16 protein-coding genes are annotated in these 14,768 nt (G+C 56.7%); 12 read left to right on the top strand and 4 right to left on the bottom strand.

Going from position 1 to position 14,768, the window contains the following annotated elements; all coding sequences use genetic code 11:
• From Q1A59_RS02250 to typA, 3 genes are all read right to left on the bottom strand, one after another.
• Positions 1 to 155, bottom strand: a 155-nt coding sequence (locus Q1A59_RS02250) for a transposase (RefSeq protein ID WP_367280888.1), incomplete at its 3' end; no start/stop codon positions are given.
• 316 nt (positions 156 to 471) lie between these two features.
• Positions 472 to 1,419 (bottom strand): RNA polymerase sigma factor RpoD/SigA, encoded by a 948-nt coding sequence (locus tag Q1A59_RS02245; RefSeq protein ID WP_298401417.1) that lies wholly within the window; start codon positions 1,417 to 1,419, stop codon positions 472 to 474.
• A gap of 347 nt (positions 1,420 to 1,766) precedes the next feature.
• On the bottom strand, positions 1,767 to 3,608 hold the full coding sequence (typA, locus tag Q1A59_RS02240) for a translational GTPase TypA (RefSeq protein ID WP_298490656.1): 1,842 nt from the start codon (positions 3,606 to 3,608) through the stop codon (positions 1,767 to 1,769).
• Between the two features lie 321 nt (positions 3,609 to 3,929).
• Between typA and Q1A59_RS02235 the strand changes: the two genes are divergently transcribed.
• The 5 genes from Q1A59_RS02235 to Q1A59_RS02215 all read left to right on the top strand — a co-directional run bounded on the left by Q1A59_RS02235 (position 3,930) and on the right by Q1A59_RS02215 (position 8,596).
• Positions 3,930 to 4,673 (top strand): (Fe-S)-binding protein, encoded by a 744-nt coding sequence (locus Q1A59_RS02235; protein ID WP_298401421.1) that lies wholly within the window; start codon positions 3,930 to 3,932, stop codon positions 4,671 to 4,673.
• A 121-nt stretch (positions 4,674 to 4,794) separates the two neighbouring features.
• On the top strand, positions 4,795 to 6,216 hold the full coding sequence (locus Q1A59_RS02230; RefSeq protein ID WP_298401423.1) for a LutB/LldF family L-lactate oxidation iron-sulfur protein: 1,422 nt from the start codon (positions 4,795 to 4,797) through the stop codon (positions 6,214 to 6,216).
• A 30-nt stretch (positions 6,217 to 6,246) separates the two neighbouring features.
• Positions 6,247 to 6,699 (top strand): GNAT family N-acetyltransferase, encoded by a 453-nt coding sequence (locus tag Q1A59_RS02225; RefSeq protein WP_298401425.1) that lies wholly within the window; start codon positions 6,247 to 6,249, stop codon positions 6,697 to 6,699.
• 107 nt (positions 6,700 to 6,806) lie between these two features.
• Positions 6,807 to 7,502 (top strand): lactate utilization protein, encoded by a 696-nt coding sequence (locus tag Q1A59_RS02220; protein WP_298401427.1) that lies wholly within the window; start codon positions 6,807 to 6,809, stop codon positions 7,500 to 7,502.
• 125 nt (positions 7,503 to 7,627) lie between these two features.
• The gene (locus Q1A59_RS02215) at positions 7,628 to 8,596 is read left to right on the top strand and encodes a D-glycerate dehydrogenase (RefSeq protein ID WP_298401429.1); all 969 of its coding nucleotides are present in this window, start codon (positions 7,628 to 7,630) and stop codon (positions 8,594 to 8,596) included.
• Positions 8,597 to 8,882: 286 nt separating this feature from the next.
• Here the strand turns inward: Q1A59_RS02215 and Q1A59_RS02210 are convergent, their stop codons facing one another.
• Positions 8,883 to 9,587 (bottom strand): phospholipase D family protein, encoded by a 705-nt coding sequence (locus Q1A59_RS02210; protein WP_298401431.1) that lies wholly within the window; start codon positions 9,585 to 9,587, stop codon positions 8,883 to 8,885.
• A 391-nt stretch (positions 9,588 to 9,978) separates the two neighbouring features.
• On the opposite strand from Q1A59_RS02210, the gene Q1A59_RS18115 reads away from it, so the two are divergent.
• From Q1A59_RS18115 to Q1A59_RS02180, 7 genes are all read left to right on the top strand, one after another.
• The gene (locus tag Q1A59_RS18115) at positions 9,979 to 10,290 is read left to right on the top strand and encodes a carboxymuconolactone decarboxylase family protein (RefSeq protein ID WP_367280887.1); all 312 of its coding nucleotides are present in this window, start codon (positions 9,979 to 9,981) and stop codon (positions 10,288 to 10,290) included.
• 126 nt (positions 10,291 to 10,416) lie between these two features.
• Positions 10,417 to 10,776, top strand: coding sequence for a hypothetical protein (locus Q1A59_RS02205; RefSeq protein WP_298401433.1), 360 nt, complete (start codon positions 10,417 to 10,419; stop codon positions 10,774 to 10,776).
• Positions 10,777 to 10,869: 93 nt separating this feature from the next.
• Positions 10,870 to 11,904, top strand: a complete 1,035-nt coding sequence (locus Q1A59_RS02200; protein ID WP_298401436.1) for an arsenic resistance protein — start codon at positions 10,870 to 10,872, stop codon at positions 11,902 to 11,904.
• Between the two features lie 25 nt (positions 11,905 to 11,929).
• Entirely contained in the window at positions 11,930 to 12,532 is a 603-nt protein-coding gene (locus Q1A59_RS02195; RefSeq protein WP_298401439.1) for a sigma-70 family RNA polymerase sigma factor, read from the top strand.
• 724 nt (positions 12,533 to 13,256) lie between these two features.
• Positions 13,257 to 13,427, top strand: coding sequence for a DNA methyltransferase (locus Q1A59_RS02190; RefSeq protein WP_298401442.1), 171 nt, complete (start codon positions 13,257 to 13,259; stop codon positions 13,425 to 13,427).
• A gap of 13 nt (positions 13,428 to 13,440) precedes the next feature.
• Entirely contained in the window at positions 13,441 to 14,097 is a 657-nt protein-coding gene (locus Q1A59_RS02185) for an SAM-dependent DNA methyltransferase (protein WP_299643657.1), read from the top strand.
• Positions 14,081 to 14,768: Eco57I restriction-modification methylase domain-containing protein (locus Q1A59_RS02180; RefSeq protein ID WP_299643654.1), on the top strand; the 688-nt coding region annotated here is incomplete at its 3' end. The genes Q1A59_RS02185 and Q1A59_RS02180, both read left to right, overlap by 17 nt.

Here is a 14,768-nt window from a genome sequence, read left to right as displayed (position 1 = left end):
TCTCCTCCCGTGCGGACGATCCAACGCCATCCATTCAAGACCTCGCGCAGCGAGTGGTCACGCTGCGAATCGTTTGCGGTCAGTACGATCAGGGAGGGAGCGACGAAGACCCACTCCTCGTCGCTCACATCGCGTGGATAGGGTTTGCGTGGCATGCTGAACGTATACCACGTTTATCGCCGAAGTACATAACAGGCTCTAGCGTGGGGTGTGGAAGAAGGTTGCATACAGACAAGTACGGGCAACTTCCCATCAATCGACTGGGTGAATAATTTGAATCCTTTGCTTTCCCTGCTCATAAGGTATTGCTGACTTCTTGTAACATACGGCATTCTTTCGTGCTTAGAGCAATGTTCCCTTGTTATAAGAGTAGATTGATTTGTGCAGGAGAAAGACAACGATCCCCCCATTTCCGCAAGGGAAGCGGGGGGATAGGATCAATAGGGCGAACAATAGCTGTACAGTGCGAGTTTACTGTGCTGCTTCGTTCACGTACCCCTGCAATTGCGGATGCAACGAGGGATCGCGCAGCTTGCGTAAAGCTTCGTGTTCGAGTTGGCGCACTCGCTCGCGAGTCAGGCGTAGGCGCTGACCAATCTGTTCGAGGGTATGCATCGGTTCGCCGTCAAGACCGTAGCGTAAGCGTAAGATATTTCGCTCGCGTGGTGAGAGTTGGTTCAAGGCAGCTTGGACATCGGCCTGCAGCATACTCTCGCTCACTTCATCAAAGGGAGTAGGTTGGAGCGGATCGGTCAAAATCTCGGCCAGCGCACCGCCGCCGTCTTCAGTGTGGGCTTCGTCGAGCGAGGCAGGTGTCAGCCCGGCTTGCTCAGCTCGTTCGACCTGTTCAACGGTGAGTCCGGCGGCATGGGCCAGCTCTTCCAGTGTCGGTTCGCGGTCGAGCTGTTGGGCCAATTCTTGCCGCAACCGCGATAGCCGGCTTAGCCGTTCCCCCAAATGCACCGGCAGACGCACAGTGCGGCTATGGTCGGCAATCGCCCGCCCGATGCTCTGCCGAATCCAGTAGGTGGCATACGTCGAGAACTTGAGGCCGCGACTGGCATCAAATTTATCGACGGCGCGCATGAGGCCGACGCTACCTTCTTGGATCAGATCGAGCAAGGCCAGACCGTGACCCTGATAGCGGCGGGCAATGCTCACGACCAAGCGCAGATTGGAGTTGATCAATTGAGCGCGAGCTTGCTCGCCAGCGGCGACCTGCGCCGCTAGCCGCTGCTTTTCGGCAATCGGGAGCAATGGCTCATTGGCCAGCCGTTCGGCGGCCCGCCGTCCCTGCGCGATCGCGTTGGCTAGTTGCTGCTCCTGCTCGAAAGTGAGCAGCGGCTCGGCGCCGATCTCGTTCAGATACAGCACAATCGTATCCGATGCACTGCGACCAATCGTGGTTGGGTTGCTCATTGCGCCTCCTTCGTGCGCCGGTGTCTCTGTTCGGCGCGTGCAATGTGAACCGCCGAGGTTCATAGATGTAGACGCAGGTGATAGCCTCTGCGGTTCCCCGCGGCCACGTAAGCGTAGGCCGTATGGGGTGCGGCGGCTGGGTAGCGCCGCGCGCTTTGGTTGCGGGCAGGTGGTGTGATGGGTAAGGTGAAGATGCTACACTGCCCGCCGGTTTCTAGTATCGGCGGGCAGCTTAAAGAGAAGGTTAAAGAAAAATGAGAGGCGGATGAGTATTGCTGCCGCTACTCGTAGCAGGCGCTAGCGCCGAGGGGGTGTAGCAATGACCTTACCCTCTGTGGTAAGGTCTTCTACCGCTCACTCAGCGCCAGTTCGCGCCGCTTCTTCTCACGGCGGCGGTCATCGGCGCTGAGCAGCTTCTTGCGAATGCGCCAACCTTTGGGTGTCACCTCAACCAGCTCGTCGTCGCCGATATACTCAATCGCGTCATCGAGTGAGAGTTGACGCGGTGCATCGAGCCGTATCGTCTCGGCGCCACGGTTATTGCGCATATTGGTGAGATGCTTTTCTTTGCAGACGTTCACTTCAAGATCGTTGTCGCGAATGTGCTGGCCGACGACCATCCCTTCGTAGACCTCTTGGCCGGGGGTGATGAAGAAGACACCGCGGTCTTGCAGCGCATGGATAGCATACGTGGTGGCGACGCCACCTTCGGCTGCGATCAGGCTGCCGTTGGTCCGCACTTCCATCTCACCGGCGTATGGCTCGTAGCCGAAAAAGATGCTGTTCATAATACCGGTGCCGCGAGTGGCGGTGAGGAAGAGCTGGCGAAAACCGAGCAGGCCGCGCGTCGGTACGAGATAGACATAATGTACCGAGCCATCTTCGCTGATGCGCATATCGCGCATCTGGCCCTGCCGCTTGCCCAACAACTCAACCACCACCCCCTGATACTCGCTCGCTACCTCGATCTCGACCAGCTCCATCGGTTCGAGCCGGGTACCATCTGGCGCTTCGCGGAAGATCACTTCCGGGCGCGAGACCTGAAACTCGTACCCTTCGCGGCGCATCGTCTCAATCAAAATACCCAGATGCAACTCGCCGCGTCCGGCCACAATGAACACGTCGGGGCTGTCGGTCTCTTCCACCCGCAACGCCACGTCGCGCTCCATCTCTTGGAACAGGCGCTCACGCAGTTTGCGTGAGGTAACATACGTTCCCTCGCGCCCGGCGAAGGGGCTGGTGTTGACGCCGAAGGTCATGCGGACGGTCGGCTCTTCGACTTTAATCGGCGGCAATGCTTCGGGGGCCAGCGCATCAGCGATTGTGTCACCGATGGCAGCGTCGCTAATACCGGCAATTGCGATAATATCACCAGCTTGCGCCTGCTCAACCTCTTGCCGCTCAAGTCCGTTGTACACAAAAATCTGGCTGACTTTGGCCGGCGTGATCGCGCCGTCGCGTGCAATCCGCACCAACGGTTGCCCTTTGCGGATCGTGCCGCGCACCAACCGTCCGGTGAGAATCTTGCCTTTGTACTCGTCGTAGGTGCTGGTGGTGACGAGGAACTGCACCGGCCCCTCGACATCGACTGTGGGTGGCGGAATGCGTTCGAGAATACACTCGAAGAGCGGTTCGAGCGAGTCGTGCAGCTTGAGCGGCGAACGCCCGGCGTGGCCGAGCAGCGCGTTGGTGAAGATGGTCGCGAATTCGGCTTGCTCATCGCTTGCGCCTAAATCAACAAACAGGTCAAATGTGGCATTGACGACGTGGTTCGGACGGGCCTGTGGCCGGTCGATCTTGTTGACCACGACAATCGCCTGATGGCCGGCTTGCAACGCTTTGCGCAAGACAAACTTGGTCTGAGGCATTGGGCCATCGACGGCGTCAACCAGTAGCAATACGCCGTCAACCATATTCATTACCCGCTCTACCTCGCCGCCAAAGTCGGCGTGGCCGGGAGTATCGACGATATTAATTTTGACGCCGCGATAGGTGACGGCGGTATTCTTGGCGAGAATGGTAATCCCTCGCTCGCGTTCGAGCGCATTGCTATCGAGCACGCGCTCTTCTACCTGCTGGTTCTGGCGGAAAATACGGCTCTGCTTGAGCATTGCGTCAACCAGCGTGGTCTTACCATGATCGACGTGAGCGATAATGGCGATGTTCCGTAGATCGGTGCGCTGAATCATACTACCTATTCCGTGACGGTTGGCCGCTGCGCGGCGCGAAAAACGCTCAGGCTGAACCTGAGCGCAACAATGCTGTAAATATTATACCACGCGAGGCGGTAGAACGTAGGCGCGCGTGAGAGAATAGCGAATAACGTATGAATGGCGGGCGACGTATATTTGTAGAACCGCACGACCGTGCGGCTCTACGGTCTTTTTTTCCGCCACCCCATCATCGACAACGGCGTCAAAATGGTGGATTTGGTCATTTTGCCCGCTTACGCCATGACGTTATATAATACCGCTAGACAACGTTCTTGCAGCCCCAGAGGAGACACAACTGTGACTACCGGCCGCCGTCGCGCCATTCTGTTCGCGACCTGTATTGTCGATCAGCTCTACCCCACCGTCGGTTTGGCTGCGGCCGAGCTGTTGGAACAACAGGGCATAGACGTTGACGTACCGTCCGATCTGCTATGTTGTGGGCAAATGGCGTTCAATGCCGGCTTTCGCGATGACGCTTACGCCGTCGCCGGGCGCACGCTGGAGGTGTTGCGCGGCAAGGGCGACGTGGTGATGCCATCGGGATCGTGCGCAGCGATGATCCGCCATCTCTACCACGAATTGTTTGCGCACACGCCCTTTGCCGGCATGGCCGCCGAGTTGGCCCATCGCACGTATGAGCTGAGCGAATATCTGGTCGATGGGTTAGGCGTGACCGACGTTGGTGCGCGGTTCAACGGTCGCATCACCTACCACGATGCATGCCACGGCTTACGCTTCCTTGGTGTTGGTAAGCAGGCGCGTGCATTGCTGAGCCGGGTACAGGGGGCGGAAGTCGTGCCGTTGCCGGGATGCGATCAGTGTTGCGGCTTCGGTGGCTTGTTTGCAATCAAACAGCATACCATCTCGACCGCGATGCTTGACCGCAAGATCGAGGCGATTGCCTCAACTGAAGCCGATCTGGTGGTGACCGGCGATGTGTCGTGTATGACCCAAATCGCCGGTGGGTTGTCGCGCCGCAATATACCAACCCGCGCCCGCCATTTGGCCGAAGTATTGGCCAATATGGTGGACGCGCGGTAAATCTGGTTTCCGGGGGAACGCCATGGGGGTCTAATCGCGTGGTCGTGGGTCCTTACATCGGTATATCGCCTGATACCAATCAATACATTATGGATTGTTCTATCACCTAGAAAACACCTCTATGCCACAAACCATCGCCTTTTACGACCGTGTTGACCACGCCCTGCACGATTCGTCGTTGCAGACGGCATTGCACCGTGCGACCAGCCGTTTCATCGGTAATCGCGCCAGTGCAATCAGCGCCCTCGGCGATGCCGACCGGTTGCGTGATCAGGCCCGTGCGATTCGTGCCCACGCGCTGGCCCATCTTGATGAGTTGCTGCCGCAATTGGCCGCCAATGTCGAAGCGCGCGGCGGCCACGTCTGTTGGGCCAGCGACGGCGAAGAGGCGCGTCAGTATATCATCGAACTGGCCCACGCGCGCGGGGTGCGTAGCATTGTCAAATCGAAGTCGATGGCCTCGGAAGAGATCCATCTTAACGAGGCGCTCGAAGCAGCCGGTTTTGAGGTGATCGAGACCGACCTCGGCGAATACATTATCCAGCTCGCCGGCGAAACGCCGTCGCACATTATCGCTCCCGCCATCCACAAAACCCGCGAGCAGGTGAGCGAACTGTTCCAGCAGCATCTCGGCATGCCGCCAACGACCGAGGTGCCGCTGATGATCCGCACTGCCCGGCAGGCGCTACGCCAGCGCTTTTTGCAGGCTGACATGGGGATCAGCGGAGTCAATTTTGGGGTGGCCGATAGTGGTGCGATCGTGATTGTCGAGAACGAGGGCAATGCGCGTCTCTCGACTACAGTGCCGCGCATCCACGTGGCGATTATGGGGATCGAGCGGATCGTGGCCCGCCTCGCCGATCTCGGCGTGATGCTGCAAGTGCTGGCCCGTTCGGCCACCGGTCAGAAGCTGAGCGTCTATACTAGCCTGATCAGCGGCCCGGCCCGCCCCGGTGAAGAAGATGGCCCTGAAGAGTTCCACCTTGTCTTGCTCGACAATGGCCGGTCGCAGATATTGGGCGGTCAGTACGCCGAATCGCTGCTCTGCATTCGTTGTGGCGCCTGCCTCAACGCTTGTCCGGTCTATCAGGCGATCGGCGGCCATGCCTATGGCAGTGTCTATTCCGGCCCGATCGGTGCGATCCTCACTCCGCTGCTGCAACCTGATCTGCCGGACGCCCACCTCTTGCCACAGGCTAGCTCGCTCTGCGGTGCCTGCCAAGAGGTCTGCCCAGTGCGGATCGCTATTCCCGATATGCTGCTGCGCCACCGCGCCGATGCGGTGAAGGCCGGCAAGGTCAATCCGGTTGAGAAGGTGGCCATTGCTGGCTATACCCTGACGATGACCCACCCGGCGATTTACAACGCCGGCGGCAAAGCCGGTCGGTTCTTCAGTCGCATCCTCGCTCGCAAGGGCCACTTCCGCCGTCTGCCGCCACCGCTGCACTTATGGACGAAACAGCGCGATTTTCCGGCCCTGCCGCCCAAGTCGTTCCGCGAACTGTGGGCCGAGCGGAAAAACCAACGCCGATCATCATCGTAAGGGCAGGTTCCATACCTGCCCCGCATTACTATGCATATCACTATCCATGCCGAACGACCAGACACCGCCGATGCGCTGGCATTGATCGCAGAACTGGAAGCCGAACTGGCTCCGCTCTACCCGCCGGAAAGCCAGCACGGCTACAGCGTCGAGAAACTCATCGCGCAAGGAGTCGCCTTTTTCGTCGTGCGGGTGAACGGTGAGGCCGCCGGTTGCGGTGGCATCCAGCTTTACCCTGACTATGGCGAACTGAAGCGAATGTACGTGCGGCCAGCGTTTCGCGGGATGGGGCTAGCCCGACGCCTGATCGATCACCTTGCCGCGTATGCAGTGGCACACGAATGTCGGCTGCTCAGGCTCGAAACGGGCACATTGCAGCATGCCGCCATCCGCTGCTACGAAAAAGCCGGTTTCTCCCAGATCGGCCCGTTTGGCGAGTATCTCAATGATCCGTTGTCGCTGTTCTACGAACGGCGCTTGTAGCAAGGGGCGCAAAGGATGATAAACGCAAAGGTTATGTTGATTTTTCTCATGAGCATGCTCGTGACGCATATCTCTGCGCACTTTGCGACGTTTTGATAGGAGATGTTATGAGCCGTGAACAGATTCTCGCTCATCTCCGCACCAGCCTCACTGCCAACCGGCCATGGTTGCAGGCAGAGGCCGAGCGGATGCCGCACGAACCGCCGCCGTTTGCCTTGCCGGCGCAAGATGATCTGGTTGGTCAATTCGTCGCCGAGCTGGTGAAGCTGGAAGGTAAGGCTTACCGAGTGGTAAGCGCCGATGAGGCGCTGGCGATCATCGACCGCCTGATCGAAGAGACACAAGCAACAAGCGTGATCGGTTGGGATCTCGACCAGATTGGCTTGCCCGGCTTGCCGGAACTGCTGGCCGCTCGTGGTATCACGCCGGCAAAAGCCGATGTACGTGGCGAAGGGCGCAAGGCTCGCCTGCAAGCGCTGGAACCAATTCCGCTCTGTTTATCAGGGGTCGAGCTTGCAATTGCCGAGAGTGGGACGCTGCTCTTGCGCCATGGCCCCGGCAAGCCACGCCTTGCCTCGCTGCTCGCGCCGTGCCACATCGCAATTGTCTTCCACTCCCAACTGGTGCGCGGTCTTGGCGAAGCGTTGGCGCTGCTGACCCAACGCTACGGCGACAATATCTTCGGCCCGACCAGTAATCTCACGTTTATCACCGGCCCGTCACGCACCGCCGATATCGAGATGACCCTCTCGCTCGGAATTCACGGCCCGCCACAGCTTCACGTGATTGTGGTTGAGGGATAGTGGTAAGGCGCAAAGGTGTTTCACGCAAAGGCGCGCGGACGCCAAGGGGTAAACGTGGTCCACGTATACTGTGGCTATTCTATCCTTCGCGTCGTTGCGGCTTCGCGTTTTATCCTTCACGTCATATGAATCCTAAACCTCGTATGTTCATTACTCGCCGGCTACCCGACCCGGCGATGGCAATCTTGCACGAGCACGGTACCGTGACCGTGTGGGATCAAATCGAAACCCCCATCCCACGTGAGGCATTGCTGCGTGGCATCGCTGATGTCGAGGGATTGCTTTGCCTGATCACCGACCGCATCGACGCTGAGGTGATCGCCGCAGCGCCGCGTTTGCGCGCCGTGTCGATCATGGCGGTTGGCTACGACAACATTGATCGGGCGGCGCTGGCGGCGCGCGGGATTACGCTCACCAATACGCCCGATGTGCTGACTGAAACGACCGCCGATCTGGCATGGGCGTTGCTACTGGCCGCTGCCCGCCGTGTGGTTGAAGGGCATACGTTGATTGAACGCGGTGCGTGGGGGCCGTGGCACCCAATGCAGATGGTGGGGCAAGATATCTATGGCCGAGTTTTGGGGGTGGTTGGTGCAGGTCGAATTGGGCAAGCTGTGTTGCGTCGAGGGCGTGGGTTTGGGATGCGACTGCTCTACCACAATCGTCGGCCTAACCCTGCAATCGCGACCGAATTGGGGGCTGAATATCGCTCGCTCAACGATCTGCTCGCCGAGAGTGATGCAGTGGTGGTGACCGCCCCGCTCACCGCCGAGACCCGCGGGATGTTTGGGGCAACCCAGTTTGCGCTGATGAAACCGACTAGCATCTTCGTCAACGTCGCGCGCGGGCCACTTGTGCGCGAAGCCGATCTGGTGGCCGCGCTGCGTGCTGGCCGACCATGGGCTGCCGGTCTTGATGTCTTCGAGCACGAGCCGATCGGGCCGGATCACCCGCTGCTCACCTTACCGAACGTCGTGCTGACCCCGCATATCGGCAGCGCTAGCGTCGCGACCCGTGTGCGTATGGCTACTCTCGCCGCCGAGAATCTGGTAGCAGTCTTGTACGGACGGCCGACGCCGAATGTGGTTGCGTAGAAAGGGTATATTGCTGTGTTTAACCGCCACAACGTTGCTCGTTCCTCGCGACCTTGCTCGTGGTTATCATCAGTTGCGTTGCTAGCACGCTGCTGTTGACGCAACCCCTCCCAACGGCATTGGTAATAGGCGAGTAGGCCGACCGCTTTACACGTTACGACGTTCGGTGCTGGTGCGCGGATGGAATGTTGAGCGCGATGGTGTAAGCCACCATCGCGCTTCGCTGTTGTTGCGTTATCGAGATGCATCACTTGGATGGCGATTCATGCCCACCGTGCATGCTCGCTTATGCCGATTTCCCTTTGATCGCCGGCTTCTTGCTCTGTTGCTGGTAGCACTCAGGACAGAGGGGCTTATGCATCGTAGAGGGGTGATCTTTCCCACAACGATGACAATACTTCTCTTGGTAGGTGGGGTTTTCATACTTCTTCCAGACCCGATAGCAATCTCCGCAATATGGCGCTGCCGGGTTACGCACAATCTCTTTCTTGCATCGAATGCAGAAACCTTTCTCATCCCCATTACTGAGTGGCGAATCGGGTGGCACGACTTCGATAGACACGCGGATTTCTTCGCTAATGCGGATTAACCGGCGTGCTTCTGCATAGATCGCTTCGTACAGGTCAGGGTCATCCGACTTGGTAATGTAGATGCCCATCTCGTGATTATTGACTTGGGAAAATTCGTACAAATTCATCGAGGTGATAATGGCTTCGCGTTCATTGAGATAGCATTTCGCGTGCAAGTTCTCGCAGAAACTCGTGCGGACAAACTTGAGCGACCGGAGCCAATTGATCTGATCGGGTTGCAGCTCGTTTTTGCCATAAATCACGCGAATGTCGATCTTCATGCGGTCTTTATCTTCAAGCGATTGGCGCAGCCGGTCATTGATTTTGAGGTACGGGCTGATGAGAATGAGGGTGTCTTGCGCTTGGTTGATGAGCTGCTGCAGATGATACGAGACGCCGGTTGTGTCGAGAAACTTTGCCATGGTGGTTTTACCTTTATTGGAACGTGATTGGAACGTAGGTGGCAACCGTCTCGGTGGCAAGCAAGGTTAAATCCCTACCAAATGGCAATGCAGGGAAGAAGCGTTGGATACCAACCGACCGAGTCATTTGCCGGTCGGTCTTCCACCACCGCTTACGGATCAACCGGCGTGATCGTCCTCCTGTTCGATCCCACTGTTCAAAGATACGCGGTACGGTGTATCCTTCTCGGTCTGCTTTCCGTCTATAGGGTCAGGAAGGAGGTGATGCCCTGTGACACGTTCCATACCTGTCGCTCCCCGATCAAAGGGTTTAGGACGATGAGGAACTTAGGCTCTCTCAAGCGAGCAGGTTGTGGTTGCTAAGCCTATACATCACGAGAGGAGTATCGTTATGGATATGCGAATCCGGGAATTGATCGCAATAGGTGCATCGATCACAGCGCATTGTCAGCCATGTTTGCAGTATCATCTCGCAAAAGCCGTAGAAAGTGGTGCCGACCGGTCAGAAATTATGGCTGCAATTGAGGTAGGGAAAATGGTACGAAGAGGTGCTGCCGCCAAGATGGATGCGTTCGCTGCGAGTCTGGCCCAAGCTGCTCAACTTGGGAGCGTTGCTGATCTCCATCAAGACTGTGGATGCGGTTCGCCAACTGTTACTGCTACGACCGGTGTTGCGAACGCGGATTGCGGATGCAATACATAGGGTAGTGTACAATGCATCCTCTACACATCACTGCTCACGGCATACCGATGCATTTGAGCAGCCGCTGTTTTGTAACATGGCTCGTCCAATCGGTACATATCTGCACAGTGGTAAGGGGAATCGATCATGCAATCGTATCCGTTGTTTCGGAAGGAGAATATTCCTGCCTACCTCACGGTGCTCATCGCATGGGGTATCATTTCATGCTGTAATGCAGTCCTCTTGAAGACGATGAATGCTTCCCTATCGTTCCTGCTTTCATTGTTCTGGTCGGCGCTGGCAGTCATGAGCGGAATGGCTATCATGTTTATTGCCAGTATTCTCAACCTGCGCAAGCTGACAGCAGGTTTTAGAAGATTGGCTGAAGGGCAGACAGACCCGCAGATACCGCCGGTGTGGTGTCCGGTATTGACAGCGGCCACTAGAGCGGCGGTCGAGCTAGTGCAACGAAGAAGTGGGGCGACCGGTGGTATAACCGATCGCTAATGCGACAACGTGCGCATAACAACGGCAGCAGCGGCCAAGAGGCGCCGCTGCTGCTGATGAAGGGTGAGGCGCGTGGAGAATGAGAGACATAACATGACGACAACATCTGAACGACAGCAGGGATTGGCTCTTCTTGACCGTATTCAGCCCCTCTTGCTGCTGAGTGCGATCGCGATTGGGCTTGTGCTCGCGAGCGTGAGTCCGACATTTGCTGCTGGGCTGACGCCGTTGGTGACGATTGGTGTGTTCCTCGTGATCTATTTTATTATGCTAGGTGTAAACACAGGCGGGATCATGCACGCCTTTACCCGCTGGAAGCCAACCGGGTTGGCAATCGGCATCAACTTTCTGGTCACGCCATTCATTGCATGGATGCTCGGTTTTCTGTTCTTGCAGAACGATCCCGATATCTGGGTTGGCTTGATTCTGTACCTTGTGACCCCTTGTATTGGTTGGTATCTGGTCTTTACCGAGTTGGCAAAAGGTGATGTCGAACTGGGGATTAGCCTGCTGTTTTGGAACGTTGTCTTACAAATCGTGTTGTTGCCCGTCTACATGGCCCTCTTGGCTGGCACGGTCGTGCAGATCGAGATCACCGAGATGGTGCGTAGTGTGATAGTCTTCCTTGTCTTACCGCTGGCGCTCGCCGCTGCAACCCGCTGGGTTCTCGGACGATATGCCATTTCGGTTGATGATGCGGCAAAGAAGATTAGACTACCGTACCTCAAGGCGATTACCCTGATGGTCGTCATCGCAGCGATGTTTGCCTCACAGGGAGCAGTGTTGTTTGAGAACCCTGCGGTCGTGTTGAAGATGATGCTCCCCGGCGTTGCCTTCTTTGTCATCGCGTTGGTGATGGCCATCGCTGCCGCTCGGCTCTTTCGGCTCAGCTACCGCGAATTTGCGCTCCTCGTTTTTACCACGACCGCGCGCAATTCAGAAGTCTCGCTTGCTATTGCAGTGAGTGCGTTTGCTAGTCCACTAGTAGCGTTGACCGTGGTCATCGGGCCGAGCATCGAACTACCGGTGCTGATTCTGTTTTTGCGTATTGTGCTGTTGATACAGCAGAAGGGCTGGTTTTCGCCTGCTGCACCCGCAGTATCACCTTTCGCTGAGTCAAAGCGGTAAGCGTTGGCTGCTACGGAGTTGCACGATGAGTCACCACGAAAGCGCGTTTCAGGAACTCTACGCCGCGTTTCAGCCCAAAATCTATCGCTATCTGACCGGTTTAGTTGGTGAGCACGAGGCCGAAGACCTCGCTCAAGAGGTGTTTGTCAAAGTCTATCAGGCGTTGCCGACGTTCAGGGGTGAGGCGCGCGTTTCGACGTGGATCTATCGCATCGCCACCAATGCTGCGCTTGACAGGCTGCGCAGCCCTTCGTTTCGCCGTATGTTACCGAATAGAACAGCAGATGGCTCGGTCGTATTCTACGAACGAGAACGCGCTGAGCAAGAAGGATGGATCGGCGAGAAACCGCTTTCGCTTGAGACGGCGCTGATTCGCAAGGAAATGAATGCATGTATTCGCAATGTTATCGCTAGCCTGCCACCGAACTATCAAACGGTGATTGTGTTGAGTGAATTGCAAGAGTTCACCAATAACGAGATTGCCGACATTCTGGGCTTACGTCTTGGTGCGGTCAAAATCAGATTGCACCGTGCTCGGGCGGCGCTCCGCAAAGCGCTCGAAACCCATTGTCATTTTTATCGCGATGAACGAAACGAGCTGGCTTGTGATCGGGGTGTTAAAGGGTGATAAGGTGAGTGGTTGTTTTACGTTGAAAAGAGGGTATCATTTGTTATATAGCATCTTGGTAGAGACGTAGCATTGTTACGTCTCTACCAAATGCAAAAGTTGTCGTGGAACAAGCAATGCTGCGCAGTAGCGACCTGAATATTGCCAAAGATGTTGTTCAGGTTGCCCAATGGCTGCGAAGCGAGGAGTGACCTGATCGAGCGGGGTTGGTGATCGGTTGAGGAATAACCGGTGAGGAATGTCTTTACATCGAAAATAGCATCATCGCTACTGGTCAACATGGTGTGCCGTGTAGCGTCTGCAAACGATGCAGGGAAAGGCTATCTGCAATAATAGAACTTGTGGAAGGGGACGGTATCATAGCAGCCGAGTGTTCCGCAGCGCATGGAGCGACAGGTGGTTCTTCGTCTTCATGCAGTGCAGGCAGGTTGAAGTGGAGGCGGTTGGTCGGCTTCATGTTGGTTGGCAATTCCAAGCACCACGTCGAGTATAATGAGGGTATAGAAAGCTTTCTCCCTAAGAGCAAAGAACCATCTGCCAAATACGATCGAAAGAAATACCAACTTTTCTCGGGCAGTACATGCTAAAGGGGACTGTTTTTACCATGAGTAAGCCTCAAATAGACTCCAATACACCCACATTGCTCTATTCCCATCCTCATGGAGAAATATGAGTTGGTGGCGCTATTGCTTGGCTTCGCACTTTAGAAACGGAATCAGTTGATATGATTTTTGTAGACCCACCCTACAACATTAAGAAGGCAAAGTCGGATACCTTTGCATCCCAAGAAGAATACGTTGAATGGTCGTTGTTATGGATACAAGAAGCAGCCAGAGTACTAAAGCCTACTGGTACTCTGTCTATCTGTGGCTTTTCCGATAGCCCCTTGAGCTGACAGGCAAAGAGGAATGGAAAAGCATATAAAATCCAAACAGCGCGTGGCTGATTTCGGCGAGGTGCTCACCCCATCGCATATCGTGGACGCCATGCTTGATCTGGTGAGGCAGGAGACCGAGCGGATTGACTCGCGCTTCCTCGAACCCGCCTGCGGGACAGGAAACTTCCTGGTCGAGATATTGCGGCGCAAGTTGGAGGTGGTGAAGAAGCGCTACGCCAAATGCCAACTGGACTATGAGCGCTACGCCGTGCTGGCCGTCGCCTCGCTCTACGGCATTGACATCCTCGCCGATAACGCCGAGGAGTGCCGCCGGCGGCTCTACGAGATGTTCGATGCGGCGTACACCGCCCTTTTTGGCGACAAAACCAAAGCCGCCTGCCGCGCGGCGGTGCGTTATATCCTCAGCCGCAACATCGTCCATGGCGATGCGCTCACGCTCCAGACCGTCGGCGAAGCTCCGCAGCCGATCGTCTTCTCCGAATGGTCGCTGGTCAACGGCAGCTTGCTCAAGCGGCGCGATTTTGCCTTTCACGAGATGGTGCAGCAGGCGTCCATGCGCGAACTACCGCTCTTTTCGGATACGGGGGAAGAGGTCTTTATTCCCGAGCCGGTAAAGGACTACCCACCCGTGCATTTCTTGGAGATCGCGCATGCCTATAGCGACTAAATACAACCCCGACGTCCTTTCTTGCCTCGCGAACCTCTCCAGCGACGAGGTCTTCACCCCGCCCCCCCTCGCCAACCAAATGCTCGACCTGCTGCCCGCCGACCTGTGGGGCGATCCGGACGCCCGCTTCCTCGACCCGTGTTGCAAATCGGGCGTCTTCCTGCGCGAGATCGCCCGCCGGCTGGACAAGGGGCTGGAGCCGCACATCCCCGACCGGCAGGAACGGATCAACCACATCATGACGCGGCAACTCTTCGGCATCGCCATCACCGAACTCACCGCGCTGATGTCCCGCCGCTCGCTCTACTGTTCCAAGACGGCCAACGGTAAGTACTCGGTCTGCACCGCGTTCGACACGCCCGACGGCAACATCCGTTACCGGCGCATCGAGCATACCTGGAAGGATGGGCGCTGCGTGTATTGCGGCGCGAGCGAGCAAAACTACGCCCGCGGCGATGGACTGGAAACCCACGCCTATGAGTTCATCCACACCGACAACCCGGAGGAGATATTCAACATGAAATTCGACGTCATCATCGGCAACCCGCCCTATCAGTTGAGTGACGGGGGTGGGCTGGGATCTAGTGCGATGCCACTTTACCATCTATTTGTTCAGCAGGCAAAAAAACTACAACCTCGATTTTTGACCATGATCATTCCATCTCGCTGGT

Source organism: uncultured Chloroflexus sp. (genome assembly GCF_937951745.1).
Classification (GTDB): Bacteria; Chloroflexota; Chloroflexia; order Chloroflexales; family Chloroflexaceae; genus Chloroflexus.
Note: the sequence above shows the minus strand (reverse complement) of the source record. Positions and strands in the feature narration are given on the sequence as shown.

Coding starts and splice junctions, on each gene's coding strand:
- Q1A59_RS02245 (WP_298401417.1), bottom strand. CDS start 1,419: ATGAGCAACCCAACCACGATTGGTCGCAGTGCATCGGATACGATTGTG.
- typA (WP_298490656.1), bottom strand. CDS start 3,608: ATGATTCAGCGCACCGATCTACGGAACATCGCCATTATCGCTCACGTC.
- Q1A59_RS02230 (WP_298401423.1), top strand. CDS start 4,795: ATGCCACAAACCATCGCCTTTTACGACCGTGTTGACCACGCCCTGCAC.
- Q1A59_RS02225 (WP_298401425.1), top strand. CDS start 6,247: ATGCATATCACTATCCATGCCGAACGACCAGACACCGCCGATGCGCTG.
- Q1A59_RS02220 (WP_298401427.1), top strand. CDS start 6,807: ATGAGCCGTGAACAGATTCTCGCTCATCTCCGCACCAGCCTCACTGCC.
- Q1A59_RS02215 (WP_298401429.1), top strand. CDS start 7,628: ATGAATCCTAAACCTCGTATGTTCATTACTCGCCGGCTACCCGACCCG.
- Q1A59_RS02210 (WP_298401431.1), bottom strand. CDS start 9,587: ATGGCAAAGTTTCTCGACACAACCGGCGTCTCGTATCATCTGCAGCAG.
- Q1A59_RS18115 (WP_367280887.1), top strand. CDS start 9,979: ATGGATATGCGAATCCGGGAATTGATCGCAATAGGTGCATCGATCACA.
- Q1A59_RS02205 (WP_298401433.1), top strand. CDS start 10,417: ATGCAATCGTATCCGTTGTTTCGGAAGGAGAATATTCCTGCCTACCTC.
- Q1A59_RS02200 (WP_298401436.1), top strand. CDS start 10,870: ATGACGACAACATCTGAACGACAGCAGGGATTGGCTCTTCTTGACCGT.
- Q1A59_RS02195 (WP_298401439.1), top strand. CDS start 11,930: ATGAGTCACCACGAAAGCGCGTTTCAGGAACTCTACGCCGCGTTTCAG.
- Q1A59_RS02190 (WP_298401442.1), top strand. CDS start 13,257: ATGATTTTTGTAGACCCACCCTACAACATTAAGAAGGCAAAGTCGGAT.
- Q1A59_RS02185 (WP_299643657.1), top strand. CDS start 13,441: ATGGAAAAGCATATAAAATCCAAACAGCGCGTGGCTGATTTCGGCGAG.